This window comes from Altibacter sp., from assembly GCF_019913785.1.
In the GTDB taxonomy this organism is placed as follows: domain Bacteria; phylum Bacteroidota; class Bacteroidia; order Flavobacteriales; family Flavobacteriaceae; genus Altibacter.
On record NZ_JAIOHK010000012.1, the window covers coordinates 23,341 to 48,864 of the forward strand.

General features: G+C 41.2%; 29 protein-coding genes. 16 read left to right on the top strand and 13 right to left on the bottom strand.

The genetic code is table 11. The annotated features are described in order from the left end of the window. Nucleotides 1-30: 30 nt before the first annotated feature. From K8F54_RS01960 to K8F54_RS01970, 3 genes are all read left to right on the top strand, one after another. Nucleotides 31-1,365: an MATE family efflux transporter gene (locus K8F54_RS01960; protein ID WP_290786305.1), complete on the top strand. Its 1,335-nt coding sequence runs from the start codon at nucleotides 31-33 to the stop codon at nucleotides 1,363-1,365. A gap of 216 nt (nucleotides 1,366-1,581) precedes the next feature. Then, nucleotides 1,582-2,031, top strand: a complete 450-nt coding sequence (locus K8F54_RS01965; protein WP_290786307.1) for a 6-carboxytetrahydropterin synthase — start codon at nucleotides 1,582-1,584, stop codon at nucleotides 2,029-2,031. 52 nt (nucleotides 2,032-2,083) lie between these two features. Continuing rightward, nucleotides 2,084-2,842, top strand: a complete 759-nt coding sequence (locus K8F54_RS01970) for a UDP-2,3-diacylglucosamine diphosphatase (protein ID WP_290786310.1) — start codon at nucleotides 2,084-2,086, stop codon at nucleotides 2,840-2,842. On the opposite strand, the gene recJ is transcribed toward K8F54_RS01970, so the two are convergent. Beyond that, nucleotides 2,832-4,523, bottom strand: a complete 1,692-nt coding sequence (gene recJ / locus K8F54_RS01975) for a single-stranded-DNA-specific exonuclease RecJ (protein WP_290786312.1) — start codon at nucleotides 4,521-4,523, stop codon at nucleotides 2,832-2,834. The genes K8F54_RS01970 and recJ overlap by 11 nt on opposite strands. 175 nt (nucleotides 4,524-4,698) lie before the next feature. On the opposite strand from recJ, the gene K8F54_RS01980 reads away from it, so the two are divergent. Both K8F54_RS01980 and K8F54_RS01985 read left to right on the top strand, forming a co-directional pair. Continuing rightward, on the top strand, nucleotides 4,699-6,210 hold the full coding sequence (locus tag K8F54_RS01980; protein ID WP_290786315.1) for a T9SS type A sorting domain-containing protein: 1,512 nt from the start codon (nucleotides 4,699-4,701) through the stop codon (nucleotides 6,208-6,210). Between the two features lie 61 nt (nucleotides 6,211-6,271). Then, complete coding sequence (locus tag K8F54_RS01985) at nucleotides 6,272-6,862, top strand: carboxymuconolactone decarboxylase family protein (protein ID WP_290786318.1); 591 nt, start codon at nucleotides 6,272-6,274, stop codon at nucleotides 6,860-6,862. A 13-nt stretch (nucleotides 6,863-6,875) separates the two neighbouring features. Here the strand turns inward: K8F54_RS01985 and K8F54_RS01990 are convergent, their stop codons facing one another. The 3 genes from K8F54_RS01990 to K8F54_RS02000 are packed head-to-tail and all read right to left on the bottom strand — an operon-like array spanning nucleotide 6,876 to nucleotide 8,878. Continuing rightward, nucleotides 6,876-7,445: a uracil-DNA glycosylase family protein gene (locus tag K8F54_RS01990; RefSeq protein ID WP_290786320.1), complete on the bottom strand. Its 570-nt coding sequence runs from the start codon at nucleotides 7,443-7,445 to the stop codon at nucleotides 6,876-6,878. Beyond that, complete coding sequence (rsmI, locus tag K8F54_RS01995; protein ID WP_290786323.1) at nucleotides 7,442-8,116, bottom strand: 16S rRNA (cytidine(1402)-2'-O)-methyltransferase; 675 nt, start codon at nucleotides 8,114-8,116, stop codon at nucleotides 7,442-7,444. The genes K8F54_RS01990 and rsmI overlap by 4 nt, the downstream gene beginning before the upstream one ends. 3 nt (nucleotides 8,117-8,119) lie before the next feature. Beyond that, nucleotides 8,120-8,878 (bottom strand): hypothetical protein, encoded by a 759-nt coding sequence (locus tag K8F54_RS02000; RefSeq protein ID WP_290786326.1) that lies wholly within the window; start codon nucleotides 8,876-8,878, stop codon nucleotides 8,120-8,122. A gap of 230 nt (nucleotides 8,879-9,108) precedes the next feature. Between K8F54_RS02000 and K8F54_RS02005 the strand changes: the two genes are divergently transcribed. The 10 genes from K8F54_RS02005 (at nucleotide 9,109) to K8F54_RS02050 (ending at nucleotide 17,887) form a co-directional block, all read left to right on the top strand. Then, nucleotides 9,109-9,747, top strand: coding sequence for a thymidine kinase (locus K8F54_RS02005; protein WP_290786328.1), 639 nt, complete (start codon nucleotides 9,109-9,111; stop codon nucleotides 9,745-9,747). A 2-nt stretch (nucleotides 9,748-9,749) separates the two neighbouring features. Beyond that, a complete protein-coding gene (gene alr / locus K8F54_RS02010) occupies nucleotides 9,750-10,859 on the top strand; it encodes an alanine racemase (protein ID WP_290786331.1) in 1,110 nt (369 codons plus the stop codon). A gap of 82 nt (nucleotides 10,860-10,941) precedes the next feature. Beyond that, the gene (gene mscL / locus K8F54_RS02015; RefSeq protein WP_290786334.1) at nucleotides 10,942-11,352 is read left to right on the top strand and encodes a large conductance mechanosensitive channel protein MscL; all 411 of its coding nucleotides are present in this window, start codon (nucleotides 10,942-10,944) and stop codon (nucleotides 11,350-11,352) included. Between the two features lie 139 nt (nucleotides 11,353-11,491). Then, nucleotides 11,492-12,481, top strand: coding sequence for an aspartate-semialdehyde dehydrogenase (locus tag K8F54_RS02020; RefSeq protein WP_290786337.1), 990 nt, complete (start codon nucleotides 11,492-11,494; stop codon nucleotides 12,479-12,481). A gap of 104 nt (nucleotides 12,482-12,585) precedes the next feature. Then, nucleotides 12,586-12,963, top strand: a complete 378-nt coding sequence (locus K8F54_RS02025) for a DoxX family membrane protein (protein WP_290786340.1) — start codon at nucleotides 12,586-12,588, stop codon at nucleotides 12,961-12,963. Nucleotides 12,964-13,058: 95 nt separating this feature from the next. Next, nucleotides 13,059-15,221 carry a prolyl oligopeptidase family serine peptidase gene (locus tag K8F54_RS02030; RefSeq protein WP_290786342.1) on the top strand — a complete coding sequence of 721 codons (2,163 nt, stop codon included), beginning with the start codon at nucleotides 13,059-13,061 and terminating at the stop codon, nucleotides 15,219-15,221. Between the two features lie 10 nt (nucleotides 15,222-15,231). After that, on the top strand, nucleotides 15,232-16,176 hold the full coding sequence (locus tag K8F54_RS02035) for an ABC transporter ATP-binding protein (RefSeq protein ID WP_290786345.1): 945 nt from the start codon (nucleotides 15,232-15,234) through the stop codon (nucleotides 16,174-16,176). Further along, nucleotides 16,173-16,697, top strand: a complete 525-nt coding sequence (locus tag K8F54_RS02040; RefSeq protein ID WP_290786348.1) for a hypothetical protein — start codon at nucleotides 16,173-16,175, stop codon at nucleotides 16,695-16,697. Before K8F54_RS02035 ends, K8F54_RS02040 begins: the two co-directional genes overlap by 4 nt. A 5-nt stretch (nucleotides 16,698-16,702) precedes the next feature. Next, on the top strand, nucleotides 16,703-17,416 hold the full coding sequence (locus tag K8F54_RS02045; protein WP_290786350.1) for a DUF2071 domain-containing protein: 714 nt from the start codon (nucleotides 16,703-16,705) through the stop codon (nucleotides 17,414-17,416). A 99-nt stretch (nucleotides 17,417-17,515) separates the two neighbouring features. After that, nucleotides 17,516-17,887 carry a hypothetical protein gene (locus K8F54_RS02050; RefSeq protein ID WP_290786353.1) on the top strand — a complete coding sequence of 124 codons (372 nt, stop codon included), beginning with the start codon at nucleotides 17,516-17,518 and terminating at the stop codon, nucleotides 17,885-17,887. Here the strand turns inward: K8F54_RS02050 and K8F54_RS02055 are convergent. The 9 genes from K8F54_RS02055 to pdxA all read right to left on the bottom strand — a co-directional run bounded on the left by K8F54_RS02055 (nucleotide 17,884) and on the right by pdxA (nucleotide 24,766). Then, a complete protein-coding gene (locus K8F54_RS02055) occupies nucleotides 17,884-18,342 on the bottom strand; it encodes a 3-oxoacyl-ACP synthase (protein ID WP_290786356.1) in 459 nt (152 codons plus the stop codon). The genes K8F54_RS02050 and K8F54_RS02055 overlap by 4 nt on opposite strands. Next, nucleotides 18,339-19,022 (bottom strand): monofunctional biosynthetic peptidoglycan transglycosylase, encoded by a 684-nt coding sequence (gene mtgA / locus K8F54_RS02060; protein ID WP_290786359.1) that lies wholly within the window; start codon nucleotides 19,020-19,022, stop codon nucleotides 18,339-18,341. Before mtgA ends, K8F54_RS02055 begins: the two co-directional genes overlap by 4 nt. Beyond that, on the bottom strand, nucleotides 19,019-19,225 hold the full coding sequence (locus tag K8F54_RS02065) for a hypothetical protein (protein WP_290786362.1): 207 nt from the start codon (nucleotides 19,223-19,225) through the stop codon (nucleotides 19,019-19,021). Before K8F54_RS02065 ends, mtgA begins: the two co-directional genes overlap by 4 nt. A 520-nt stretch (nucleotides 19,226-19,745) precedes the next feature. Then, on the bottom strand, nucleotides 19,746-21,098 hold the full coding sequence (gene accC, locus K8F54_RS02070; RefSeq protein WP_290786365.1) for an acetyl-CoA carboxylase biotin carboxylase subunit: 1,353 nt from the start codon (nucleotides 21,096-21,098) through the stop codon (nucleotides 19,746-19,748). Nucleotides 21,099-21,180: 82 nt separating this feature from the next. After that, complete coding sequence (gene accB / locus K8F54_RS02075; RefSeq protein WP_290786367.1) at nucleotides 21,181-21,666, bottom strand: acetyl-CoA carboxylase biotin carboxyl carrier protein; 486 nt, start codon at nucleotides 21,664-21,666, stop codon at nucleotides 21,181-21,183. Between the two features lie 34 nt (nucleotides 21,667-21,700). Next, nucleotides 21,701-22,696: a beta-ketoacyl-ACP synthase III gene (locus K8F54_RS02080; RefSeq protein WP_290786370.1), complete on the bottom strand. Its 996-nt coding sequence runs from the start codon at nucleotides 22,694-22,696 to the stop codon at nucleotides 21,701-21,703. Between the two features lie 171 nt (nucleotides 22,697-22,867). After that, on the bottom strand, nucleotides 22,868-23,065 hold the full coding sequence (gene rpmF, locus K8F54_RS02085; protein ID WP_084677470.1) for a 50S ribosomal protein L32: 198 nt from the start codon (nucleotides 23,063-23,065) through the stop codon (nucleotides 22,868-22,870). 9 nt (nucleotides 23,066-23,074) lie between these two features. Beyond that, nucleotides 23,075-23,623 (bottom strand): DUF177 domain-containing protein, encoded by a 549-nt coding sequence (locus K8F54_RS02090; protein WP_290786374.1) that lies wholly within the window; start codon nucleotides 23,621-23,623, stop codon nucleotides 23,075-23,077. A 78-nt stretch (nucleotides 23,624-23,701) separates the two neighbouring features. Continuing rightward, complete coding sequence (pdxA, locus tag K8F54_RS02095; protein ID WP_290786376.1) at nucleotides 23,702-24,766, bottom strand: 4-hydroxythreonine-4-phosphate dehydrogenase PdxA; 1,065 nt, start codon at nucleotides 24,764-24,766, stop codon at nucleotides 23,702-23,704. A gap of 61 nt (nucleotides 24,767-24,827) precedes the next feature. On the opposite strand from pdxA, the gene K8F54_RS02100 reads away from it, so the two are divergent. Then, nucleotides 24,828-25,418, top strand: a complete 591-nt coding sequence (locus K8F54_RS02100) for a riboflavin synthase (RefSeq protein WP_290786378.1) — start codon at nucleotides 24,828-24,830, stop codon at nucleotides 25,416-25,418. Nucleotides 25,419-25,524: the final 106 nt, after the last annotated feature.

Sequence of the window (25,524 nt, forward strand, 5' to 3'; positions counted from 1 at the left end):
ACCAAGAATCTCTATTTTTGTGCTATTCCAATGGAGAAAACAAACATTTCCTTTAAGCGCATTCAACAACTCGCCATTCCTGCTGTTCTCGCGGGTATTGCAGAGCCGGTACTTTCCAGTACCGATGCCGCAATCGTTGGAAACATTCCCGAGTTTGGCACCGAGGCATTGGCCGCTGTGGGTATTGTAGGCTCCTTCCTCTCCATGCTCATATGGATTCTAGCACAAAGTAAAAGCGCGATTTCGGCCATCGTATCCCAAAATCTGGGCGCGGGGAAATTGAGCGATCTACAAAACTTTCCTGCCCAAGCCATCTATTTCAATATCGCACTTAGTTTTATCGTATTATTTTCCACCTATTTTTTTGTGGAAGAGATTTTTGCCTTATTGAATGCCGACGGTTTAATATTACAGTACAGTATAGACTATTACAATATTCGCGTTTGGGGGTTTCCTTTAACACTCTTCACCTTTGCAGTTTTTGGACTTTTCAGAGGCTTACAAAATACCTTTTGGCCAATGATTATCGCAACTTCTGGAGCCGTATTAAACATAGGTTTGGATTTTGCCCTAGTGTACGGAGTTGACAACTATATTCCTGCGATGGGAATTGAAGGAGCAGCCTGGGCAAGTTTGATTTCCCAAATTATCATGGCGTTATTGGCGCTCCTTTTCCTTTTGAAAAAAACAGAAGTGAGTCTCCGTTTACGATTCCCGCTACACCCCGAAATAAAACGCCTGGTAACAATGTGTGTCAACCTATTTGTAAGATCACTTGCATTAAACATTGCTTTAATGCTTGCCGTTCGAGAAGCAACCGGGCTGGGAAAAGAATATATTGCGGCCCACGCCATCGCCATTAACGTCTGGCTGTTTACTGCCTTCTTTATAGATGGCTATGGTGCTGCCGGAAACATTCTGGGGGGAAAATTATTGGGAGCCAAAGATTATACAAACCTATGGAAGCTCACCAAAAAAGTAAATGTATACAATTTGGGAGTAGCTTTGTTTTTAATTGTTGTCGGTTTGATCTTTTATAAACCCCTCGGACTGTTATTCAACAAAGACCCTGAAGTGCTTACCATTTTCTACGGCATGTTCTTTATGGTGCTATTAAGTCAGCCATTCAACGCCATTGCCTTTACATTGGATGCGCTATTTAAGGGCTTGGGTGAAATGAGCTATCTGCGGAATGTCTTGCTGGGCGCCACCATATTAGGCTTTATTCCTATATTGTATCTCTCTAAATATATGGGTTGGGGGCTCATCGGTATTTGGGCGGCCATTCTAGTCTGGATAGGCTATCGCGCGGTGGCACTCGTAGTCAAATTCTGGAGAAAATACATCCCATTAGTAGAAAAATAAATACATTTACTCAAAAAATTAAACGATGGATTTTTTGCGTTTTTTAAGTGGAACCGGCCTCTTTCTTATCCTTGGAATTGTACTAATTATTGTGTTTATCTATAAAAAAATAAAGAAACGCTAGTGGTCTCCATTTAAAGCTTCACCCAGCACTTAATCGCTCTGAAGTTTTATCACTTTTACAAATACCGTATCTTTATACCCCAATAAAAATGTATGAGCAATATTCGCATTACCAAGCAATTTTCTTTTGAAACGGGACACGCCCTGTACGGTTATGACGGGAAGTGCCGAAATGTCCACGGACATAGCTACCGTCTGTCGGTAACGGTCTTTGGGGAACCAATAAGCGATACATCGCATGTAAAATATGGGATGGTTATTGATTTCAGCGACCTAAAAAAAATAGTAAAAGAAGAAATCGTGGATGTGTTTGATCATGCCACGGTCTTCAATAAAAACACCCCACACGTAGAATTGGCTAAGGAGCTCGCAGACCGTGGGCATAATGTATTATTGGTGAATTATCAACCTACCAGTGAAATGATGGTAATTGATTTTGCTGAAAAAATCAAGGCCCGACTTCCAAATAACATCTGGTTACATTCTTTAAGGTTACAAGAAACGGCTACCAGTTATGCCGAATGGTATGCTTCTGAAAATTAATCCTCTTCGTTGGAGTTGAAACTGATGTTTCCTTTTTAGTTATCTTTACGCAATGCAAATCCCGCAAGGAAAAAAGATTTATTTCTCCAGCGATAATCACCTCGGCGCCCCTTCGGCTGCCGAAAGTCTTCCGCGTGAAAAGAAATTTGTGAAATGGCTCGATACAGTGAAGGAAGACGCAGCAGCAATCTTTTTGTTGGGCGATCTTTTCGATTTTTGGTTCGAGTATAAAACAGTGGTGCCCAAAGGCTTTGTCCGAGTTCTGGGGAAACTCGCAGAACTAAGCGACAGTGGTATTCCAATCTATTTTTTTGTAGGGAATCACGATCTATGGATGCGTGACTATTTCGAAAAAGAACTACACATACCAACCTATCGAGATTCCAAAGAATTCACCTTTAACGGCAAGACATTTTTTATTGGCCATGGTGATGGAAAAGGCCCGGGAGATAAAGGCTACAAGCGCATGAAAAAGGTCTTTACCAATCCGTTTTTCAGGTGGTGTTTCCGATGGTTTCATCCCGAATTGGGTATGCGGTTGGCACAATACCTTTCCGTGAAGAATAAATTGATTTCGGGAGATGATGATAAAAAATTCCTAGGCGATGACAATGAGTGGCTCGCACAATACGCCAAGCGCAAACTAGAGACCAAGCACTATGACTATTTTATCTTTGGCCACCGGCATTTACCTATGGAAATTAAAGTGGGTGAAAATTCGACCTACTTCAATTTGGGGGATTGGATCTCGCATTACACCTATGGGGTCTTCGATGGAGAAAAATTTGAACTCAAGAGCTTCACACCCTAATATCTTTTAGCCGAAACTGAAGACTCACATTCCCCTGCCATTCGTTTTCGTCAATCACATAAGCCGCTTTAAACGGTTTCCCACTACAGGCGATTTCTTGTTTGTCGGCCATTCCGAAGCCGATACAGGTAAACGTGGGTGAATTCCCCTGTTGCACGACGAGTCGTAAATGCGTTTTATCTTCCCCTACCGCCTTTCCCCAGCCGGTATCCTTCAAGTGTTGCGTCATAAAGACCGGGGCCATATTTCCGGGACCAAAAGGAGCAAATTGCTTCAGTATCCGATAAAATTTCGGGCTTATATCCTTCAAATTAATTTCGGCGTCAATTTTTATTTCCGGGATCAAAAGCTTGGGATCTATGGTTTCAGAAACTACCTTTTCAAACTCCGCTTTAAATTTTTCAAAATCATCTTCCAACAAGGTAAGTCCAGCCGCGTATTTATGTCCGCCAAATTGCTCGATATATTCTGCGCAGGCTTCTAAAGCATTATACACATCGAAATCCCGCACAGAACGCGCCGAAGCGGCCAACTTCTCACCACTTTTCGTAAAGACCAGGGTAGGACGATAGTAAGTTTCTGTAAGTCGGGAAGCAACAATACCTATCACTCCCTTATGCCAATTTTCATCATAAACCACCGTGGTCATTCGGTTCTCTTCTTTATGCTCAATAATTTTTTGAAGTGCTTCCTCGGTGATTTGTTGATCCGCCTCCTTCCTATCCGTATTAAATTGTTCAATCTCTTCTGCCCAAAGCATTGCTTTATCCATATCGGTTTCTGTAAGTAAACGCACGGCATGATTCCCGTGTTTCATACGGCCCGCAGCATTGATACGCGGAGCGATGATAAAGACCACATCGGTAATGGTAAGGGTTTCCTTTTTTACCTGCTTCAGAATGGCTTTTATCCCTGTTCGCGGATTTGAATTAATAACTTTCAATCCATAATGTGCCAGAATTCTATTTTCGCCCGTAATGGGCACGATATCGGCCCCGATTGCTGTTGCGACTAGGTCGAGATAAAGCAATAGGTCGTCTATGGTCAATCCTCTTTTTACCGACAAGGCCTGAATGAGTTTAAAACCTACACCACAACCGCAGAGTTCTTTATAGGGATAGAGACAGTCATCCCGTTTGGGGTCCAATACGGCCACTGCCTTAGGCAACTCGGATCCTGGTCGATGGTGATCGCAAATGATAAAATCGATTCCTTTTTCGGAAGCATAGGCCACTTTTTCTATCGCTTTTATACCACAATCCAGTGCGATGATGAGTGAAAAATCATTGTCGGAGGCAAAGTCAATTCCTTTATAGGAAATTCCATAACCCTCGTCATATCGATCGGGTATGTACGTTGCCACATTTGGGTAATACGATGTTAAATAAGAAGAAAGCAAGGCCACGCTCGTTGTTCCATCGACATCGTAATCTCCATAAACTAAGATGTTCTCTTTAGCGGCTATGGCTTTTTCAATTCGCGCCACGGCTCTGTCCATGTCCTTCATTAAAAATGGATCGTGCAAATCATCAAGACTTGGACGAAAGAATTTCTTGGCCGCTTCAAAAGATCCGATACCTCGTTGTAATAATAAAATAGCAATTGTGTTTTCAACCCCTAATGCAGTCGCAAGGTCCTCAACTTTTTGAGAAGGGGGTTTTGGTTGTACTGTCCAGCGCATGTATTCTTGAAAGGATTAATTGGGGAGCGAAGGATAAAAATACAACTATTTTGGAATTAATACTGTTCCTTTTCATGTTCCGGAAAAGATTATTGCGTATTTTAGTTACTCCTAACCTGTAAAATTCCTAAAGGAAAGACCCTTAGATGGTTTCGATTGGTTTAAACAACAAGTTATGAATACTAAATATTCTTGGCCTATCATTGTTTTGATTCTCCTCCCTTCCTTGTTATTTTCTCAAGACGGGACTTTAGACACTTCATTTGGAGATAACGGTATAGTAGTCACTAATTTTAACGTAGAGTCCGATTTTGGATATACGGTGGCTGAGCAAGATAATGGCAGATTGGTAGTGGTGGGCGCTTCTACTCATTCGGTACAGGGAACAGAACCATTGGTTCTTCGATTCTTATCGAATGGTGATATCGACAATTCATTTGGGACAAATGGTATGGTTTTTACAGATTATGGCGACGGCTACAATCGTTATGAAGGAGTCGCTTTTCAGAGTGATGGAAAAATCATTGCGCATGGAATAATTGGCAATTCTCCCAATAGGAATTTTATCGCAGTTCGTTATTTGGCGTCAGGTGATCTTGATTCAGCATTTGCCACAAATGGTATTTTAACCATAAGTCAACAGGACTGGGTTGTGAGCGAGATGTTGGTACTAAATGACGATTCTTTATTATTGGCAGGTTTGACTAATAATGATACTTCTATAACATTTGCACACTACATGTCCGATGGGACTTTAGATTTAAATTATGGAGATAGTGGTTACGCAACTTCCGCTAATCCTGATGGATTTTTTTCCCTCAAACAACTTAAAAATCTTGATAACAATACCTTTATGGTACTTGGAACCAGAGATCTTGAAAATTTTACGCAAACTTTATTAATCAAATTCTTATCAACTGGGTATTTGGAAACAGGTTTCGGCGATAATGGTTTCGCCGTCCACAATTATGAAATGGTCTCCAGTGATGATTTTATGAGTGCAGGGTTTGATATAACATCAAATGGGAAAATTGTAATTGGCGGGAGTTTTGGCACCTGCGAAGGAAACTCAATCCCAATATTTCAACCTTTTTTATCACGTTATTCAGCAACCGGAATGTTGGATCCTTCTTTTGGAAATAACGGAATTGTTTTGCTCTCTGCCGGAAATTATATAATCAAGAAAATATTCAATCAGCAGAATGGGAGGTTGCTGGTTCAAGGAGTTTTACCCGATTGTTTTGAGGGATCGGTGTATAAATTACATCGTTATTTCTCAGATGGCTTTCCGGATTCTTCATTTGATGATAGCAATATTTTGGAATTTTACGACTTCGATACCATTATTCAAGAAGACGGTAAAATATTAGGGGTGGGTGCTACCTGGTGGTATAATGGCTCCGAAGACGTCTTCCTAGCGCGCTATAACAACGATGTTCTAGGTGTAGATGATTTTTCTTCTTATGGTTTCAAAGTGTTTCCAAACCCTTCCGAAGGCATTTTCAATCTATCCCATACTTTAACCGATTTTGAAACTATCCCTTATCAGGTGAGTGATATTTCAAGAAAAATTATTCAAAATGGAACTTTGGAGGGTGCGCATACTCAAATTAACCTTTCAATGGCACAAAGCGGTATGTATTTTCTGAAAGCTTTAAATCACACCATCCGGCTCATTAAAAATTAGCTGTTTTTAGTGATTGACTTTCGGAATTCGTATTTTCGAAACATCACAAAAACTAAATTCCATGCCGCTAGTCACTCCCTTATCCGCAGATCACGATCTTGAAACCAAAAAGCTCGCCGAATTTTTTAACGAAACACTTGGGTTCTGCCCCAACAGCGTATTAACCATGCAACGCCGCCCTGCCATCAGCAAGGCCTTTATCAATTTGAATAAGGCCGTCATGGCAAATGAAGGAAATGTGACTTCCGCCCTGAAGCGAATGATCGCCTGGGTGAGCAGCAATGCCACCGGCTGCCGTTATTGTCAGGCGCATGCCATACGCGCCGCAGAGCGATATGGTGCCGAACAGGAGCAACTAGACAATATCTGGGAGTACCGAACTCACCCGGCCTTTAACGAAGCCGAACGTGCCGCTTTGGATTTTTCGTTGGCGGCATCACAGGTGCCCAATGCTGTTACTGAAGACATTAAAACCCGCCTCTATCAACATTGGAACGAGGGTGACATTGTAGAAATGTTAGGTGTAATTTCCCTCTTTGGTTATTTAAACCGATGGAACGATTCCATGGGAACCTCCATCGAGGAAGGTGCTGTGGAAAGTGGCACGCAATATTTAGGGAAACATGGGTGGAATAAAGGGAAGCATGTATGATGGGAGACGAAAGTTATAAAATGAATTGAATACGTTTCTGTAATGCCGAAACTACTTCCTCTTCAAACCACGGATTCTTCGAAAGCCAAAACCGATTTCTAGGCGATGGATGTGGTAAGGGTAAATAATCTGGGAGGTAATCTTTATAGTGTTTTACGGTTTCAGTAAGTGTGTTTTTGGCATGCTGCTTTAAGTAATATTGCTGTGCATACATTCCTATTAAAAGCGTCAATTGTAGGTTGGGCATTTTTGAAAGCAGCGCATGATGCCACTGTGGCGCACATTCGGGACGGGGTGGTAGATCGCCGCTTTTCCCCTTCCCCGGATAACAAAACCCCATAGGGACTAGCGCGATCTTAGCAGGATTGTAAAAATCGTCGTTGGAAACGCCCAACCACTTTCGCAATTGATTGCCGCTTGGGTCGTCCCAAGGAATGCCCGTTTTATGAACTTTGATCCCCGGAGCCTGCCCAATGATAACAAGCTTAGCCTCGGGATGAGCTGCCACAATAGGACGTGGTCCTAGGGGTAAATACGCCTTGCAAATTTCACATGCTCGTATGTTCTTTAGTAAGGTTTTCATTGTTTTTTCCCGGCCAAGACCACGACAATTTCCCCTTTGGGCGGCTTCGTAGTAAAATGAGCCAGCACTTCGGAAATGGTTCCTCGGATAGTTTCTTCATGTAATTTGCTCAATTCCCGAGAAACGGAAATACTTCGGTCTTCACCAAAAAATTCCACAAACTGAGCCAGCGTCTTCAGCAATTTATGTGGTGATTCGTAAAAGATCATCGTTCTGGTTTCTTTAGCCAACAATTGTAGTCTGGTTTGTCGCCCCTTCTTTACAGGTAAAAATCCTTCAAATACAAATCTGTCGTTTGGAAGTCCGCTATTTACTAGTGCAGGGACAAAGGCAGTTGGTCCGGGAAGACAATCTACTTCAATCCCTGCTTCTACACAGGCTCGGGTCAATAAAAAGCCCGGGTCACTAATGGCGGGTGTTCCCGCATCACTGATTAGGGCAATAGTTTCACCGGCTTGAATACGTTTAACAATTCCCTCTGTTGTTTTATGTTCGTTGTGCATGTGGTGGGAATGCATCTGAGTAGTAATATCGAAATGCTTCAATAATTTTCCACTGGTGCGCGTATCTTCGGCTAGGATAAGATCTACCTGCTGCAATACCTCAACCGCCCGAAAGGTCATGTCCTTTAAGTTACCGATAGGTGTTGGGACAAGGTAAAGTTTCCCCATTTGTTAATTGAAGCTTTTCTCTACGATATTCATAAACCGATCGGCAAATTCTTCTTTTTCCAGCCAATTGTTGTAGTCGGGTTTTATCTTTCCCTTTATAAAGGTGGCTGCTTCTTCATACGATTTTAGGGTACTTAATTGAGAAAGCACCCGTGCATAGTCCTCAGTCTTTCCATCGAATAAATGTTTTATAAAGGCCAGACGGTCATTGAGTCCTATTTGCAATCCCTTCGTAACAGCATCGTTCAACGATTTTGGCTTTTGATCGGGAGTACCAATGTCCGGGATTAGTTGATGCGTTATTTTTGGAATCTCTCCTCCCTTTGACGGTTCTTTTCGCTCGAAAGTGGGGGTTGTTTGATACGTGGCCGCAAATTCCTCTAAATCGTTTTTTACGTATTTGGGCTGGGGAATCACTTCCTCCAACAAGGCGTCTAGCTGTTCTGATTCCTCCGGCATCTGAGCTACGATATCTTTGATCTTTTCCATTAATGGCTCAATGAGTTCTTCTTTGTTTTCAGGCTGTGGCACAGGCTCAGGTTCTTTAAACCAGTTTTCTTCACGAAAACTCTTCGAGTCTAAGGCCTGCGATATGGAAGCCTCCTTTTCATCTTCGATTTGAGATTCGAAATAATCTAACAGGGTGAGTTGCTCGTACAGGATTCGAGCTTTTTCTTTTAATGCACTTGTCGTTAGCACCTGCTCTTCGGAAATGAGTTGTGCTGCCAAGTACTTTATGTTGGCGCGAAGTTTCTTTTTCATCGTTTTATAATTTTTCTTTGAGGGACAATGTATCTTCAGAAACAAAAGTCCTTACTATGGTCAAGCAATTCGCAATTCATTTTATAACTTTTGAAATTATAATCTGAATTCTGAATTTTGTTTTTATAAATTTACGCATCCTTTATGTAAACGTCAACTATTTCTGTTTTCTTGTGTTTATAACAAAAAGTAGTGTTGAAAGATAAGGAGGTTTCGTTTAAAATCTATATATGTTTCTCGAGAATACGGTAAATCAAAAAGAGCAGTTTGGATGGATCGAGGTGATCTGTGGCTCCATGTTTTCGGGTAAGACAGAAGAACTTATTCGGCGACTGAAACGCGCAAAATTTGCACGGCAACGCGTAGAAATATTCAAACCCAATATCGATAATCGCTATCATGAAGACAAGGTGGTTTCTCACGACAGTAACGAGATTCGCTCTACACCTGTCCCCGCTGCTGCCAATATTCCTATTTTGGCCGATAATTGCGATGTGGTTGGGATTGACGAAGCACAATTCTTTGATGATGAGATTGTAAAAGTCTGTAATGATTTGGCCAATCGCGGTGTTCGTGTAATTGTTGCGGGTCTTGACATGGATTTTAAAGGAAATCCTTTTGGTCCCATGCCTGCGCTTATGGCTACTGCTGAGTATGTCACGAAAGTACATGCCATTTGCACCCGTACCGGAAACCTAGCCCATTACAGCTTTCGAAAAGCAAAAAGCGACGATCTCGTTCTGCTAGGGGAAACCGACGAATATGAACCGCTGAGCAGAGCAGCCTATTTTAAGGCAATGCTTAGAGAAAAAGTTAATAAGTTAGAGGTAAAGGACGCCGAAGAAATTTCCTCTAAAAAGCAATCATAAGCATGCCGAAAGCGAATGAAACCCTTCTGGAAATAGACCTTAATGCCTTAGGGGATAATTACAAATATCTCACTTCAAAAATTAAAAAGAACACCAAGGTGATGGCTGTTGTAAAAGCGTTTGGCTATGGTAGTGATGCGGTGGCCGTGGCCAAAGAATTGGTTCATTGTGGAGTCACCTATTTCGCCGTGGCCTATGCGGGCGAAGGTGCGACCCTCCGCAACGCCGGAATCCAAATTCCTATCCTTGTGCTGCACCCACTCCCGACGAATTTCGATTTAATTGTAAATAGCTGTCTAGAACCTAGTATCTACTCTCGCAAAATGTTACACGACTTTATAGCATACGCCGAAGCCAAAAGCCAAAAGGAGTATCCAATTCATTTAAAGATCAACACCGGACTAAACCGTCTTGGGTTTAAATCTGAAGATATTTCTTTTATTGCTGAAATGCTTGCAGAAACCAAAAGTGTAAAAGTGCGCTCCGTGTTTTCGCATTTGGCAGCCAGTGAAGATGCGGCACAACGTGAGTTTACGCTGCGACAAATTGAGGCCTTCCGAAGTATTTCAACTACATTGACGAACGCCCTGGGTTATCAAACCTTGTTACATACTGTCAACACTTCGGGCATCATTAACTTTCCTGAAGCACAGTTCGATATGGTGCGTACGGGGATAGGCCTCTATGGTTTTGGAAATGATCCTAGGGAGAATCAATTTCTAAAGCCCGTCGCGACGCTTAAAACGGTAATTTCTCAAATTCATACCATCGAAGCGGGTGAAAATGTAGGATACAATATGGGCTTTAATGCTAAATCTAGGACCAGGACTGCAACCCTCCCTATTGGACATGCCGATGGAATAAGTCGTGCCTTTGGGAAAGGAGTAGGTTGGGTGACCATTCATGGCAAAAAAGCACCCATTGTTGGAAATGTTTGTATGGATATGATCATGGTGGATGTTACAAACATAGACTGTGAAGAAGGGGATGAGGTCGAAGTATTTGGTGAAAATCCAACCGCAGAAGAATTAGCCCTTGCCATTCAATCGATACCATACGAATTACTCACGGCGGTCTCTCAACGAATAAAACGAGTAATTTGTCGAAAATAATAGTATGCTTGCATACTAGTTCTGCACTTCTGTTCTTTTTAATTAACTTCGTAGCTATTAACTCTTAAAACCCATCAAAAAAATGTTAAAAGAATTCAAGAATTTCATTATGACCGGCAATGTTATTGATTTAGCAGTTGCGGTACTATTGGCCGGCGCTGTTGGTCTGGCCGTAAACGGATTTGTAACCGATATCATGATGCCCATAGTGGGTCATTTTACTGGAGGTGTTGATTTTTCAGAACTAAAAATAGTGCTTGCAGAGGCTGTTGTCGCCGCTGATGGCACCGTTGCTACTCCCGAAAATGCCATTATGTGGGGGAAATGGGTAAATGCCCTAATTAATTTGATTATTGTTGGTTTTGTATTGTTTATGATTGTTAAAGCATATAACAAGACGAAAAAGCCGAAAGAAGAGGCTCCTGCAGCTCCTGCTGGTCCAACTGCGGAAGATCTACTTGCCGAAATTCGTGACGAACTAAGAAAGAAGTAACCGAAACGTAGCGATACCGCTGCACTATATATTCTTAACCAAACCCTTCTAAGTAGTCTGCTTAGAAGGGTATTTTTTTGTTTTTATTTGGAAAAATTTACATTCGAACACTTACTTTTGAGGTCTAAATAAAACTTGTATGAGAGTAGCGGTGGTTGGTGCTACCGGAATGGTTGGCACTGTCATGATTAAATTACTGGAAGAGCGAAACTTCCCTATTACTGAATTGATAGCGGTAGCTTCGGAAAAATCGGTTGGAAGCGAAGTTTCCTTTAAGGGTAAGGCCTATAAAATAATAAGCATGTCGGATGCTGTTGCTGCAAAACCGGATATTGCTATCTTTTCGGCAGGAGGTGATATTTCACTGGAGTGGGCGCCTAAGTTTGCAGAGGTGGGCACAACGGTTATCGATAATTCTTCCGCCTGGCGTATGGATCCCACTAAAAAACTGGTGGTCCCGGAAATAAATGCCAGCGCGCTTTCCAAAACCGACAAGATTATTGCCAATCCCAATTGTTCTACCATTCAAATGGTTATGGCACTGGCACCCCTTCATAAAAAATACAAAATGAAACGAGTGGTTGTTTCCACCTATCAATCGGTTTCAGGAACCGGAAGCAAGGCCGTCCAACAACTGGAAAATGAAATAAAGGGAATTTCTGGAGAAATGGCCTACCCCTATCCTATTCATAAAAACGCACTCCCCCATTGCGATGTTTTTGAAGCAAATGGCTACACCAAGGAAGAAATGAAATTGGCAAGAGAGCCGCAAAAGATATTGGATGACCGTACTTTTTCGGTAACGGCAACTGCAGTCCGAATTCCCACAGCAGGAGGTCATAGTGAGGCGGTTAATGTTGAGTTTCATACTGATTTCGAACTGAATGAGGTGCGAAGAATACTGCATGAAGTCCCGGGAATAACTGTTCAGGACAATCCCGAAACAAATACCTACCCAATGCCAATGTACGCCCACGACAAGGACGACGTATTTGTAGGGCGTATTAGACGTGATGAAACCCAGCCCAATACGCTAAATATGTGGATTGTGAGTGACAATTTGCGAAAAGGAGCTGCAACCAACGCCATCCAGATTGCAGAATATCTTGTAGAGAACAATATGGTATAGGCGTTTGCCTTACTTTGATAACTTTTAAAAACACCTAATCTTTAACAGGAATACGTGTTTTTATTTTGCTTATATTTAATTGTTTAACGCTAAATACCATCCGTATGAATTCAAATTTTACTAAAATCCTTCGTATGCTTCTCGGACTAGCCCTTATCATCTTTGGGTTAAACAAGTTTTTCGATTTTATGAATTTATTTGAAATGCCCACAGCTGCGGCTAATTTTATCGAATCCCTAAAAACCTCCGGTTACGTCTTCTATTTGATTGCTGTTTTAGAGATCGGTGTAGGCTTGCTTTTATTACTAAATAAGTGGGTGCCGTTTGCCCTTTTGGTATTGGTGCCAATTTCATTGAACATATTGTTATTTCATTTATTTTTAAATGTTTCAGATGCGTATATCGCTATAATAATTGCGGTGCTAAATACAATCCTCATTTTTAAATATTGGAAAGCGTATCGGCCCCTGTTTCAGTATTGAAAAATAGCTGCGATCTTTTCTGAAGTCCTTCGCGGGATAGACCACTTTGAAAGGCTAGTTTTTATTACTTTTACCGCTATAAATATTTCCGAACTATGAAAAAGTTACTCATACCTGTTTTTTTTGCACTTGCCCTTTCTGCAACGGCACAAAAAACAAAAACCGAAACGATTGCCGTGACCTATCCTCCAACCGACAAAGATGAAACTGTAGATAATTATTTTGGAACAGCTGTAGAAGACCCGTATCGGTGGTTGGAAGACGATAGAAGTGCCAAAACCGAAGCATGGGTTAAAGCCCAAAATAAAGTGAGTTTTGGGTACTTGGAAAAGATTCCATTTCGAGAAGCATTAAAGAAGCGTCTCTCCAATTTATGGAATTATGAAAAAGTGGGGGCGCCATTTAAGGAAGGAGATTATACCTATTTTTATAAGAATAACGGGCTTCAGAATCAATATGTGATTTACCGGTATAAAACTTCGGAAGACCCTGCTACCGCTCAGGTGTTTCTAGATCCGAACACCTTTAAGGAAGACGGAACGGTTTCTCTAGGAGGATTGAGCTTTTCAGATGATGGCAAAACTGCCGCTTATAGTATTTCGGAAGGTGGCAGCGACTGGCGAAAAGTATTGGTCATGGACGTTGAAACCAAAAAAGTTACGGAAGACACCATTGTCGATGTGAAATTTAGTGGTATCTCTTGGAAGGGCAATGAAGGCTTTTACTATTCAAGTTACGACAAACCTGAAGGCAGTGAATTATCGGCCAAGACAGACCAGCATAAGTTGTTCTATCATAAGCTGGGAACTACACAAAAGGACGATCAGTTGGTTTTTGGAGGGACAGAAGAAGAAAAGCACCGTTATGTAAATGGATATGTAACCGAAGATAATAGGTATTTGGTTATTTCTGCCAAAATATCAACTTCCGGAAACAAGTTGTACATAAAAGATTTGACAAACCCCAATAGCCAGTTCATAACAGTATTAGATCATACAGACAGCGACACCTTTGTGATTGAAAATGTAGGTTCAAAACTTTATTTAAGCACCAATTTAAATGCTCCAAATAAAAAGGTAGTGACGGCAGATGCCGCCAATCCTACGCCGGAAAATTGGGTGGATTTTATTCCTGAAACAAAACACGTATTAAGCCCCTCCACCGGTGGTGGTTATTTCTTTGCCGAATATATGGTCGATGCGGTTTCAACCGTACTCCAATACGATTATACTGGAAAGATGATCCGTGAGGTGCAACTTCCGGGAGTTGGGAGCGCCGGAGGTTTTGGTGCAAAAAAAGAAGAAAAAGAATTGTATTACTCGTTTACCAACTATGTGACTCCGGGAAGTATCTATAAATATAATATTGCTGAAGGTACTTCCGAATTATATAAAAAACCGAAGATCGATTTCAATCCGGATGATTATGTAAGTGTGCAGGTTTTTTATACCTCAAAAGATGGAACTAAGGTCCCCATGATCATTACCCATAAAAAAGGCATCAAACTCAACGGTAAAAACCCAACTATTTTATACGGTTATGGAGGCTTCAACATTAGCTTAACACCTAGTTTTAGTATTACCAATGCTGTTTGGATGGAACAAGGAGGGATCTATGCGGTCCCCAACTTACGAGGTGGTGGTGAGTATGGCAAAGAATGGCATAAGGCGGGTACCCAAATGCAGAAACAAAATGTATTTGACGATTTTATTGCTGCAGCCGAATACCTTATCGATAATAAGTATACCTCTAGTGATTATTTGGCCATTCGTGGAGGATCCAACGGAGGTTTGTTGGTGGGGGCGACTATGACACAGCGTCCCAATCTTATGAAAGTGGCACTTCCAGCCGTAGGCGTTATGGATATGTTGCGCTACCACACTTTTACCGCCGGAGCCGGTTGGGCCTATGACTATGGCACTGCTGAGGACTCCAAAGAAATGTTCGATTATTTAAAAGGTTATTCTCCGGTTCACAATGTAAAGCAAGGGGTGGCCTATCCGGCAACCTTAGTGACTACGGGAGATCATGATGACCGTGTTGTTCCTGCACATAGTTTTAAATATGCCGCCGAACTGCAGGCAAAACAGGCTGGTGACAATCCGGTGTTGATCCGAATTGAGACCGATGCCGGTCATGGCGCTGGTACTCCGGTTAGTAAGACTATCGAACAGTACGCCGATATTTTCGGGTTTACCTTGTACAATATGGGCTATCGGGAACTTCCGGAAAGTATCGAATCTGTGACAAAGGAATAGCACATTTTGTATGCTAAACATATCAATCGAATCCTTTGCCTATTCCGAGAGAGAAATTCTACAAAATATCTCATTCACACTGCAACAAGGAGATCATTTGGTGCTTTTAGGGGAGAGCGGTTGTGGTAAGTCTACACTACTGCATCTTATCTATGGGCTGCTTCACTTAGAACACGGGACAATCCACTGGAATAAAAAGCAACTCATGGGACCAACACATACGCTTATTCCGGGTGAGCCTTTTATAAAATTGGTCGCCCAGGAATTCAATGTGATGCCTTTTATAAGTGTTTCGGAAAACATTGCAACCTATCTTTCGCGTCAAGACAGTAAGGCCGATGCGGTTCGCGTGGCCGAACTGTTAAAGGTAGTTGATTTGGAGGATGCTTCAGAAACCATGGTAAAACACCTCAGTGGTGGTCAAAAGCAGCGAGTGGCTCTGGCGAAAGCCTTGGCAAACGAACCCGAATTGCTGTTGCTTGATGAACCGTTTAGCCATATAGATAGTTTCAGAAAAAATAAATTAAAGCGGAATTTGTATGAATATCTGAAAGAGAACAACATCACCTGTATTACGGCTACACACGACAGTGATGAAGCGTTGTCCTATGCCGATGAAATTATTATGCTGAAAAATGGAACGATAGAAACATCGGGAAAACCTGAAGATGTCTATAAAAATGTTTCCACCGAATATCAGGCCAGTTTTTTTGGAGAAATGAACCTGCTTCCTCTAAGCCTTTTCAGCACAACGAATACTTCTGAAGAATGCATTCTTTTTCCGCACCAATTGGAAGTCACAAAAAAGAAGACAAATCTTCAGGTTTCGGTCAAAAAATCGTACTTTAAAGGTGGTTTTTACCTGATTTTAGGTCATTGGAAGGGCAAAAACGTGTTTTTTACTCATTCAGAAGTCATAAAGCGAGGAACGGTAATTCAACTACAGCGAAAATGAAAAAAATCATTTTACTCATCATATTAACAGGCGGAATTACAGCTACTGCTCAAGATGCTTCAGCAACATATCTCGACAAGGTGAAAACACTTGATGGTACCATCGAAACATTGTATGGGGTCATTTCGGGAGAAAAAGGCGAAGCCCGAAACTGGGAGCTCTTCCGCTATTTGTTTACCGCTGAGGCCAAGTTGATCCCCACAGTAAAGAACAAAGAAGGTGCTTTTGTTGCGCGATATATGTCGCCCGATGAATATATTAAGACTGCCGATAGTTGGTTGATCGAAAACGGCTTTTTTGAAACCGAAATTCACCGTGTAACACAGACATTTGGTAATATAACACACGTATTCAGCACCTACCAATCTTTTCATTCTCAAACAGAAACGGTACCTTTTATGAGAGGTATTAACAGCATACAACTGCTCAACGATGGGGAGCGATGGTGGATTGTTAACATTTACTGGATGCAAGAGGCCCCTGACAGGCCCATACCAAATGATTATTTGCCAAAAATCTGACCTTTATGCCTTTCTTAACTGCCGAATGGAAAAACCTTATCCTCGTAAATTACGAAATGCCGCCTTCTGTATTGGAGAAATACCTCCCTTTTGGAACCGAATTGGATCTATGGAATGGCAAGTGCTATGTTAGTGTGGTAGGTTTTCTATTCGTGAATACGCGACTCTTAGGCATTAGAATTCCATACCATACCACCTTTGAAGAAGTAAATCTTCGATTCTATGTACGTCGGAAAATCGATGGCCAATGGAGACGCGGTGTTGTTTTTATAAAGGAAATAGTACCGAAGCCGGCCATTACATTTGTAGCAAACACTGTTTATAAAGAAAACTACCAAACCCTTCCTATGAAACACCTTTGGAGTGGGGATTCGTCATTCATTTCGGTGGAATACCAATGGCGGCTATCGGGAGGGTGGCAATTCATAAAGGTAATCGCCAATAAACAACCTTCTGTTATTGAAGAAGGAAGTGAGGCCGAATTCATTACCGAACATTACTGGGGCTACGCAAAAGTTTCAGAAAAGAAAACGAACGAGTATGAGGTAACGCACCCAAGGTGGTTACAGCACGAAGTAATAGAGTACTCTTCACATATAGATTTTCAGGCGAATTACGGTTTGGATTTTGAGTTCTTGAATCGTGAAAAACCGATTTCGATTTTACTCGCAGAAGGTTCCGCCATAACAGTGAAGGACAAAAACACATTTTCCTCTTGATTTTTCCAAACTTCGTCCAATAAATGAACGAACCGCATTATATAAGACATCCTTGGCATAGGTCTAAATATATTTGAGAAACTCAAAAATTATAATCCTATGTATTTAAAAAAGATTCTTTCGTTTCTCGTCCTAGCTCTAGTTGTGCTTGCATGTAGTAAAAGTAATGACGGTGGCGATGATGAGCCCGCCGAAGATTTAGGAGATCTTGTATTCTATATTGAAGAGGTTTTTCCTTGTAGTGTTATCTATATCAATATTTTTGATTCAAGTGGTGGCGTAGTTGCCAATGCGCAATTGTCTGGAAGCGCTGTAAATACAGGGGAAGTTGGATGTGATCAAGCCAATTCGGTGACTATTCATGACCTTCCATATGGGGTTTATAACTTTGAATATTCATGCAATAGTACTACGCTAGGTGGTCAAATAGGAGTGAGTAGAGATTGCTACGCCATATTGATGATCCATTAAGCTACTTGCGTAATTACGTATTCAATATTGTTGAAAGAAAAGGAGTCCCCCTTTTTCTTTCCGGATAATTGACTGCCAATGGGCGACTGCAAAGCAACACAGATATAGTTTGTTTTTCCGATGGTAACTTGTCCAACAGAAATTCCAATAAAGTAAGCGCCTCTATTGGTATAGACCAAGCTTCCTAAACGGGCGTAATCCGATGAGGTACTAACATCTATTCTCTTTAAAATAGATTGAATATTTTCTACCTCTTGCAATTGTTTTCCTGCGTTTTCGCGATCAATTTGCAACATGGCTCGTCCCGTTTCGTGTTTATCTCCGGCACTACTACTCGTTTCTTCGAGTAAGGATTCTTCGATATCGGAAATAGTTTGCTTTATTTTCTGAAATCGCTTTGTCACAACCAGGGAGCATTGCTCCAATAAGGCTGCTTTTAGTTCTTTAACGATCATTCTTTCTTCTTTTCTAATGTAAAAGGTCCATAATTCGACATTTGTCTCGAAATCCAATTCTTTCGCCCCTCAATATAATTTGACCGTGGCTGTGCTTTATATTTTCGCGGATTGGGCAATATCGCGGCAATCGCGGCTGCCTGCTCTCGGCTTAGGTTTTTGGCGGACTTGTGGAACCAATAATTTGACGCAGCTTCAGCGCCATATACCCCGTTCCCCATTTCGATGCTGTTGAGATATACTTCTAAAATACGTTCTTTGCTCCACAAGGTTTCTATCAGAAATGTAAACCAAACTTCCATCCCTTTCCGAAACCAACTTCGTTCAGGCCATAAAAATACATTCTTTGCTGTTTGTTGAGAAATAGTACTCGCTCCCTTTATTCTTTTGCCTTTTTTATTATTTTCATAGGCCTTTTCGATGGCTTTTCTATCAAAACCACTATGATTTAAGAAATTTTGGTCTTCCGCGCAGATAACGGCAAGTTGTAAGTTGGCTGAAATATTTTCAATAGGAGTCCAATCGTGTTGCTCTTCATATTTGTCATCTGCATTAAAATAACGAATCGCCATCAATGGTGTATATGCGACCGGGACAAACTTATAAAGAAGCACCCAAAGCACACTCAGCCCTATAAACCACAGGATAAATTTAAACAAAAAGCGAAATACCCGTTTCATCCTACTGCTAATTTAGCTAATTCTTGTTCAACGGCACTACCCTTAATCGGCCGTATACCTCCCAAACGCAACCCACAGTGTGTATTTGGCTTCACTTGTTTGACAATAGGCTTCTTTTGAAAGCCTACACCCATGTCACCTTCCATCGCATGTCTAATTCTAACTGTCAGCTTGGTTACAAGATTTTGTATTCGTGTTGGCATAAAATCTTCAATTTTAAAATTGTTTTACAAAGCAGTTTGTACGATATGGTCCTTTTTACTGAAAATTGCACAAAATTGTTCATTTTTGGCGAAATTTGCTCATTTTCTGATGGAATCGACCCAATTTCTGCATTATTTAGTGTAAAATCCCCTCTTTTGAAGCTTTTTGTGCCAGCGCATTCCACCTGCTGTCTCTATCTAAATACCTTTCAAAATGACTAAAACTGAAATGATTTTGGTCGTTTTTAAAGCAAGATTTGTAGATTTTGGCTGAAATACGTTGTTTTTTGGCAAATTTCACAATTTTCCCTCATAGATATTTTTTCCGAAGTGATATCACACAATTCAACCCTACAATACTACTTCCCAAGAACGGTAGAATCAGTATGCTGTACCCAAGTGTCGTCTTCCCAATGGGAGAAATTCATTGTCAGGTGTTTGGTAAAAGTCACAAAAAAGCACCGAACTTCTAAGCGATTTGCTTTTAGAAATTAGGTGCTCTAAGTCTGTTTCCGAACGACTATTCGTCTTCGGGTTCTTGCATTTTAAATGTATTCATAAATGCGGTGGTGTAATTACCGGCTACATAGTCCGGATGATCCATCAATTGGCGATGGAAAGGAATGGTGGTCTTCACTCCTTCAATAACAAATTCGTCCAAGGCTCGCTTCATCTTGTTAATGGCTTCGTCCCGTGTTTGAGCCGTAGTAATGAGCTTTGCGATCATGGAATCGTAGTATGGCGGAATGACATAACCTGCATACACATGCGTATCTAGTCGAACTCCGTGTCCTCCCGGCGCATGTAAAACGGTGATTTTTCCCGGACAGGGTCTAAAGTCGTTGTAGGGATCTTCGGCATTGATACGACATTCTATTGAATGCAAGTTGGGTGTATAGTGTTTTCCTGAAATGGGAACGCCGGCCGCTACCAAGATTTGTTCGCGAATTAGGTCAAAATCGATAACCTGTTCGGTAATAGGGTGTTCCACCTGAATACGGGTATTCATTTCCATAAAGAAAAAGTTTCGGTGTTTATCCACCAGGAACTCTACCGTACCGGCCCCTTCGTATTTAATATATTCTGCAGCCTTAACTGCCGCCATCCCCATGTCGTTTCGAAGCTTTTTGGTCATAAACGGACTCGGAGTTTCTTCGGTCAATTTTTGATGACGACGTTGGATAGAACAATCTCGCTCACTTAAATGACATGCCTTACCGGTACTGTCTCCAACTATTTGGATTTCGATATGCCTCGGCTCTTCAATGAGTTTTTCCATATACATATCATCATTCCCAAAGGCAGCTTTACTTTCTTGTCGCGCCGATTCCCATGCAGCCTGAAGGTTTTCTTCTTTCCAAACCGCTCTCATCCCTTTTCCACCACCTCCGGCACTTGCTTTCAGCATAACCGGATATCCGGTTTCTTTTGCTACTTTTTTACAGGTTTCGAAATCGGGTATAACCCCTTCACTTCCGGGAACACAAGGAACACCTGCCTCGATCATAGTCGATTTGGCAGTGGCCTTGTCGCCCATTTTTTCAATCATTTCGGGGGAGGCGCCAATAAACTTAATATTATGTTCTTCACAGATCTTTGAAAATTTGGCATTTTCAGCTAAAAATCCATATCCGGGATGAATGGCATCTGCGTTGGTAATTTCGGCAGCTGCAATTATATTCGAAATCTTGAGGTAACTCTCACTACTTGGTGGAGGCCCAATACAAACGGCTTCATCGGCAAAACGAACGTGCAAACTCTCTGCATCGGCCGTTGAATATACCGCAACGGTTTTTATCCCCATTTCCTTACACGTACGAATAATACGAAGTGCAATCTCTCCCCTATTGGCTATTAATATTTTTTTAAACATAGCTTCTTTTTAAAAATTCAATTCCCAAGCGCCAAATTCCAATAATTGAGTTTTGGAATTCGTGGATTGGAATTTTAAATTGTTATGATGGATCTACCAAAAACAAAGGTTGATCAAATTCTACAGGAGAAGCATCGTCGACAAGTATCTTTACTATTTTACCGGAAACTTCACTTTCTATCTCATTAAACAATTTCATCGCTTCAATCACGCAAAGCACGTCTCCCGTATTGATTTGGCTTCCAACCTCTACAAACATGGGTTTGTCGGGTGCCGGTTTTCTATAAAACGTGCCTATGATTGGAGATTTAATAGTGATATATTTTGCATCTGCGGCAGCTGCTACTGGCGCAGCTTCCTGCGAAGCTGGAGCAGTGGCTGATGCCTGTGCAACTGGCTGCGCCTGCTGCGTTGGCATAGACGGAATTTGCTGAATATAGGTAGTTTCACCTTTACTGTCTCCGCCGGTTCTTATTGTAATCTTTACATCCTCGGTTTCCAATTTAACTTCGCTGGCGCCCGATTTCGCTACAAATTTTATTAGGTTCTGAATATCTTTTAAATCCATAATATCAGTGTTTTGATTTGATTTTGTTCGTTATTTAAGAATTATAGGCCCATTTAACATATACCGCTCCCCATGTAAATCCGCCTCCAAAGGAGGCAAAGACAAGGTTGTCGCCTTTTTTTAATTGTTTTTCATAATCTCGAAGGCAAAGCGGTAGCGTTGCAGAGGTGGTGTTTCCATATTTATGAATGTTTATCATCACTTTCTCTTCTGGAAGCTTCATTCGGTTTGCGGTTGCATCAATAATTCGTTTGTTGGCTTGATGTGGCACTAACCATTGCACATCTTCTCCCGAAAGGCCATTGCGAACCATAATCTTTTCGCTTACGTCGGCCATATTGGAGACAGCAAATTTAAAAACGGTTTTTCCATCCTGAAATACATAGTGCTGCTTGTTAGCCACAGTTTCGGCGGAAGCAGGTAGTATAGAGCCTCCCGCGTCTATCTTAAGGTGCGGTCTACCCGCACCATCCGTTCGTAGAATTTCGTCCTTTACACCAAGGCCTTCCGTGTTTGGCTCAAAAAGCACTGCCCCGCCACCATCTCCAAAGATAATGCAGGTTGCTCTATCTTCATAGTCAATAATCGACGACATTTTATCGGCACCTATAAGAAGTACTTTCTTATATCTTCCCGATTCTATATATTTTGCGGCCGTTGACATTCCGAAAAGAAAACTGGAACAGGCGGCAACTAGATCATATGAAAAAGCGTTTACGGCACCTATCTGGGTGGCTACGTAAACGCCAGTTACCGCAACAGGCATATCGGGCGTGGCGGTTGCCATAATTACCATATCGATATCCTTTGGGTCTGTATTACTTTTTTTAAGAAGGTCTTTCGCTGCTTGAATCGCCAGATATGACGTGCCCTTGTCTTTGTCTTTTAAAATTCGCCGTTCCTTTATTCCAGTACGCGTAGTTATCCACTCGTCATTCGTGTCCACCATAGTCTCCAAAATCTTATTGGTGAGAACGTAGTCCGGTACATAGCCCCCTACAGCTGTAATTGCTGCTGTGATTGTACTCATATAGTTGAATTAGATTCGCTAAATGCTCAAAATCCTTTGAAAAAGAGTGAAAATTACTAAAATTTAATCAAAAGTAGACCAAAATTAGCTTGTTTTTGGGATTTTGGCTCTAATTAACAAAAAAACTCTCACAACAATGTGAGAGTCTTATAGTATTTAAAAAATAGATAATTATGCTTCTACCTCTTCAGTAGCATCAATAACTACTTGGCCACGATAGTACAATTTACCTTCATGCCAATGTGCTCTGTGGTACAAATGCGCTTCTCCAGTTGTTGGATCTGTTGCTATTTGTGGCGCCGTGGCTTTGTAATGTGTTCTTCTTTTATCTCTTCTGGTTTTCGAGATTTTTCTCTTAGGATGTGCCATTACTCTGTATTATTTATCCGTTAATAGTTTTTTTAATGAGTCCCATCTTGGGTCTGTTTCATCACCGTCTTCTGGTGTATTCTCAATTTCAATAGCCTTGGGGCTCAATTCTTCAAGTTTTGCAAGTATGTCGCTTTGTAATGTTCCGTCTGTCACCCCGGGATGAATTCTTCTGGATGGCATTGCCAGCACAATCGATTCATATACATATTGCTCAATATTCACTTCGTAACTTCCGTGAGGAAGTATTAACAAGTCCTCATTCTCATCGTTAAATTCGTTGCCAAACTTCACCACAAAGTGATAGTCTCCGGAGAGACTTTGATCGTAGGGTTCGTTGGTTATATCGCATTGGACATTTACAATTCCGTTAAATGACAATGTAATCTCCAGCAGTGTTGTTTTTTTATTCAGCAATACGCCGAGTTTAATGTCAACATCATTAAATTCGTCATACTCAAAATGCTCAAAGAACGATTTTCCGATTTTAAAATCAAACTGATGCTCTCCTAATTTCAATCCCACAAATGGGATAGTAAATTCTTTCAGTTCCTTCATTATCACACCAATTTTACGCATTCACCTTCGGAATAAGGCGGGTGCAAAGATAAAAAATTATTTTAATAGCAAATCATATTATTCTTTCTTTTTTGAATAGCTTTTTCTTCTGTTCGTTTGAAGTGGATTTTTTGAATATTCCTCAAATTCATTTCGCGTTTTATATATCTGAATCGCACTAAACACGGCCTCTTTAAATGAATCCGGTTTGGCCAAATTCTTTCCTGCTACGTCATAGGCTGTGCCGTGGTCTGGTGAGGTTCTAATCTTGTCAAGACCCGCTGTATAGTTGACGCCTGAGCCAAACGCCAACGTCTTAAACGGAATGAGTCCCTGGTCGTGGTATGAGGCAATCACCGCGTCAAAATTTTTGTAATTCCCCGAACCAAAAAAACTATCTGCAGCGTAGGGCCCGTAAACAACCTTACCGTTATTTCGTAAATTTTCCAAGGTAGGGATTAAAACAGTGTCGTCTTCATCTCCTATAACCCCATTGTCGCCAAGATGCGGATTTATTCCCAACACAGCGATCTTTGGACGTTCTATCCCAAAGTCTTGCACTAAGGTGCGATGAATCGTATTGATCTTTTTTTCTATGAGCTCTCTCGTTATTGTTTTGGCAACGTCTTTGACGGCAACATGATCGGTAAGTAGGCCCACCCGAAGATTTTCGGAGATCATTAGCATTAGGCTCTCGCCTTCTAGTTCACTGGCTAAAAAATCCGTATGTCCGGGGAAATTAAAAGTATCCGATTGAACATTGGCTTTATTGATTGGCGCCGTTACCAACACGTCAATCATATTCTCCTTTAACGCAGTAACCGCTGCTTTTAAAGATTTGATAGCATAGGCCCCTATTGTTTTATCTTCCGTTCCAAAGTGAATATCTACCGGCTCCTTCCAGACATTTAGGACATTTATTTTCTTCGGAAGAACATCCTGCAGTTGGTCAATCCCGTGAAAACTGATATCAAGTTCATAGGCCTTTTTTAAAAACGACATGGTCTTTACCGAAGCAAATAATACCGGAGTGCAAAATTCCAGCATTCGTACATCTTCAAAGGTTTTCAAAACCACTTCACTTCCTATCCCATTCAAATCTCCAATAGAAATTCCAACGACTATCTTATCTTGCTTGTTCATTCTTGCGATACCCCTCTATTTTATTGTTACTTTTGTGCTACAAATGTAACTAAATGAACTAATGTTTACAGGAATTATTGAAGCAATTGGCGAAATTAGCTCCCTTGTTCGAGAGGGTGAAAATCTTCATATTGATGTTTTAAGCCCCTTTACTTCAGAATTAAAAATTGATCAGAGTGTTGCTCATGACGGCGTATGTCTTACGGTCGTGGATATCAAAAAAGACGTATATACGGTCACCGCCATTAAAGAAACACTTGAGAAAACAAATCTCAGTGCGCTTCAAATTGGCAGTATTGTCAATTTGGAACGCGCGATGAAGTTAGGAGATCGACTAGATGGGCACTTGGTGCAAGGGCATGTGGACCAAACTGCCGTTTGTAAAAACATAGAAAAGGTTGATGGTAGCTGGTATATTACTTTTGAATACGATGCTTCTCAAGGAAATATTACTATTGAAAAGGGCTCTATTACTATAAATGGTGTGAGCCTAACGGTGGTTAATTCGGGTGAGACCAGTTTTTCTGTGGCCATAATTCCCTTTACGTACGAACACACTAATTTTAATTCCTTAGATGTGGGAAGTGTTGTTAACTTAGAATTTGATGTGATAGGAAAATACTTGAAAAAGCTTATGCGTTCTTACGATTAGCTTGAAATTTCTTGTTTGCCATATAACAACCATACACCAAACCGACTGCCAATAAAAGCAAAATGCCATTATCGAGTGGCAATTCAGGTGGGGGGTCTGTAGGGGG

Bases quoted from the DNA above. Each gene is read 5' to 3' on its own strand.
- mtgA (WP_290786359.1), bottom strand. From the start codon at position 19,022: ATGAAACGGGTATTTCGCTTTTTGTTTAAATTTATCCTGTGGTTTATA.
- K8F54_RS02040 (WP_290786348.1), top strand. From the start codon at position 16,173: ATGAAAAAAATCATTTTACTCATCATATTAACAGGCGGAATTACAGCT.
- K8F54_RS02090 (WP_290786374.1), bottom strand. From the start codon at position 23,623: ATGAAGGAACTGAAAGAATTTACTATCCCATTTGTGGGATTGAAATTA.
- K8F54_RS02055 (WP_290786356.1), bottom strand. From the start codon at position 18,342: ATGATCGTTAAAGAACTAAAAGCAGCCTTATTGGAGCAATGCTCCCTG.
- rsmI (WP_290786323.1), bottom strand. From the start codon at position 8,116: ATGGGGAAACTTTACCTTGTCCCAACACCTATCGGTAACTTAAAGGAC.
- K8F54_RS01970 (WP_290786310.1), top strand. From the start codon at position 2,084: ATGCAAATCCCGCAAGGAAAAAAGATTTATTTCTCCAGCGATAATCAC.
- K8F54_RS01960 (WP_290786305.1), top strand. From the start codon at position 31: ATGGAGAAAACAAACATTTCCTTTAAGCGCATTCAACAACTCGCCATT.
- alr (WP_290786331.1), top strand. From the start codon at position 9,750: ATGCCGAAAGCGAATGAAACCCTTCTGGAAATAGACCTTAATGCCTTA.
- K8F54_RS01990 (WP_290786320.1), bottom strand. From the start codon at position 7,445: ATGAAAACCTTACTAAAGAACATACGAGCATGTGAAATTTGCAAGGCG.
- K8F54_RS02065 (WP_290786362.1), bottom strand. From the start codon at position 19,225: ATGCCAACACGAATACAAAATCTTGTAACCAAGCTGACAGTTAGAATT.
- K8F54_RS02025 (WP_290786340.1), top strand. From the start codon at position 12,586: ATGAATTCAAATTTTACTAAAATCCTTCGTATGCTTCTCGGACTAGCC.
- accB (WP_290786367.1), bottom strand. From the start codon at position 21,666: ATGGATTTAAAAGATATTCAGAACCTAATAAAATTTGTAGCGAAATCG.
- K8F54_RS02035 (WP_290786345.1), top strand. From the start codon at position 15,232: ATGCTAAACATATCAATCGAATCCTTTGCCTATTCCGAGAGAGAAATT.
- K8F54_RS01980 (WP_290786315.1), top strand. From the start codon at position 4,699: ATGAATACTAAATATTCTTGGCCTATCATTGTTTTGATTCTCCTCCCT.
- K8F54_RS02005 (WP_290786328.1), top strand. From the start codon at position 9,109: ATGTTTCTCGAGAATACGGTAAATCAAAAAGAGCAGTTTGGATGGATC.
- accC (WP_290786365.1), bottom strand. From the start codon at position 21,098: ATGTTTAAAAAAATATTAATAGCCAATAGGGGAGAGATTGCACTTCGT.
- K8F54_RS02080 (WP_290786370.1), bottom strand. From the start codon at position 22,696: ATGAGTACAATCACAGCAGCAATTACAGCTGTAGGGGGCTATGTACCG.
- K8F54_RS01965 (WP_290786307.1), top strand. From the start codon at position 1,582: ATGAGCAATATTCGCATTACCAAGCAATTTTCTTTTGAAACGGGACAC.
- K8F54_RS02100 (WP_290786378.1), top strand. From the start codon at position 24,828: ATGTTTACAGGAATTATTGAAGCAATTGGCGAAATTAGCTCCCTTGTT.
- mscL (WP_290786334.1), top strand. From the start codon at position 10,942: ATGTTAAAAGAATTCAAGAATTTCATTATGACCGGCAATGTTATTGAT.
- K8F54_RS02020 (WP_290786337.1), top strand. From the start codon at position 11,492: ATGAGAGTAGCGGTGGTTGGTGCTACCGGAATGGTTGGCACTGTCATG.
- rpmF (WP_084677470.1), bottom strand. From the start codon at position 23,065: ATGGCACATCCTAAGAGAAAAATCTCGAAAACCAGAAGAGATAAAAGA.
- K8F54_RS02030 (WP_290786342.1), top strand. From the start codon at position 13,059: ATGAAAAAGTTACTCATACCTGTTTTTTTTGCACTTGCCCTTTCTGCA.
- K8F54_RS02000 (WP_290786326.1), bottom strand. From the start codon at position 8,878: ATGAAAAAGAAACTTCGCGCCAACATAAAGTACTTGGCAGCACAACTC.
- K8F54_RS02045 (WP_290786350.1), top strand. From the start codon at position 16,703: ATGCCTTTCTTAACTGCCGAATGGAAAAACCTTATCCTCGTAAATTAC.
- K8F54_RS01985 (WP_290786318.1), top strand. From the start codon at position 6,272: ATGCCGCTAGTCACTCCCTTATCCGCAGATCACGATCTTGAAACCAAA.
- pdxA (WP_290786376.1), bottom strand. From the start codon at position 24,766: ATGAACAAGCAAGATAAGATAGTCGTTGGAATTTCTATTGGAGATTTG.
- K8F54_RS02050 (WP_290786353.1), top strand. From the start codon at position 17,516: ATGTATTTAAAAAAGATTCTTTCGTTTCTCGTCCTAGCTCTAGTTGTG.
- recJ (WP_290786312.1), bottom strand. From the start codon at position 4,523: ATGCGCTGGACAGTACAACCAAAACCCCCTTCTCAAAAAGTTGAGGAC.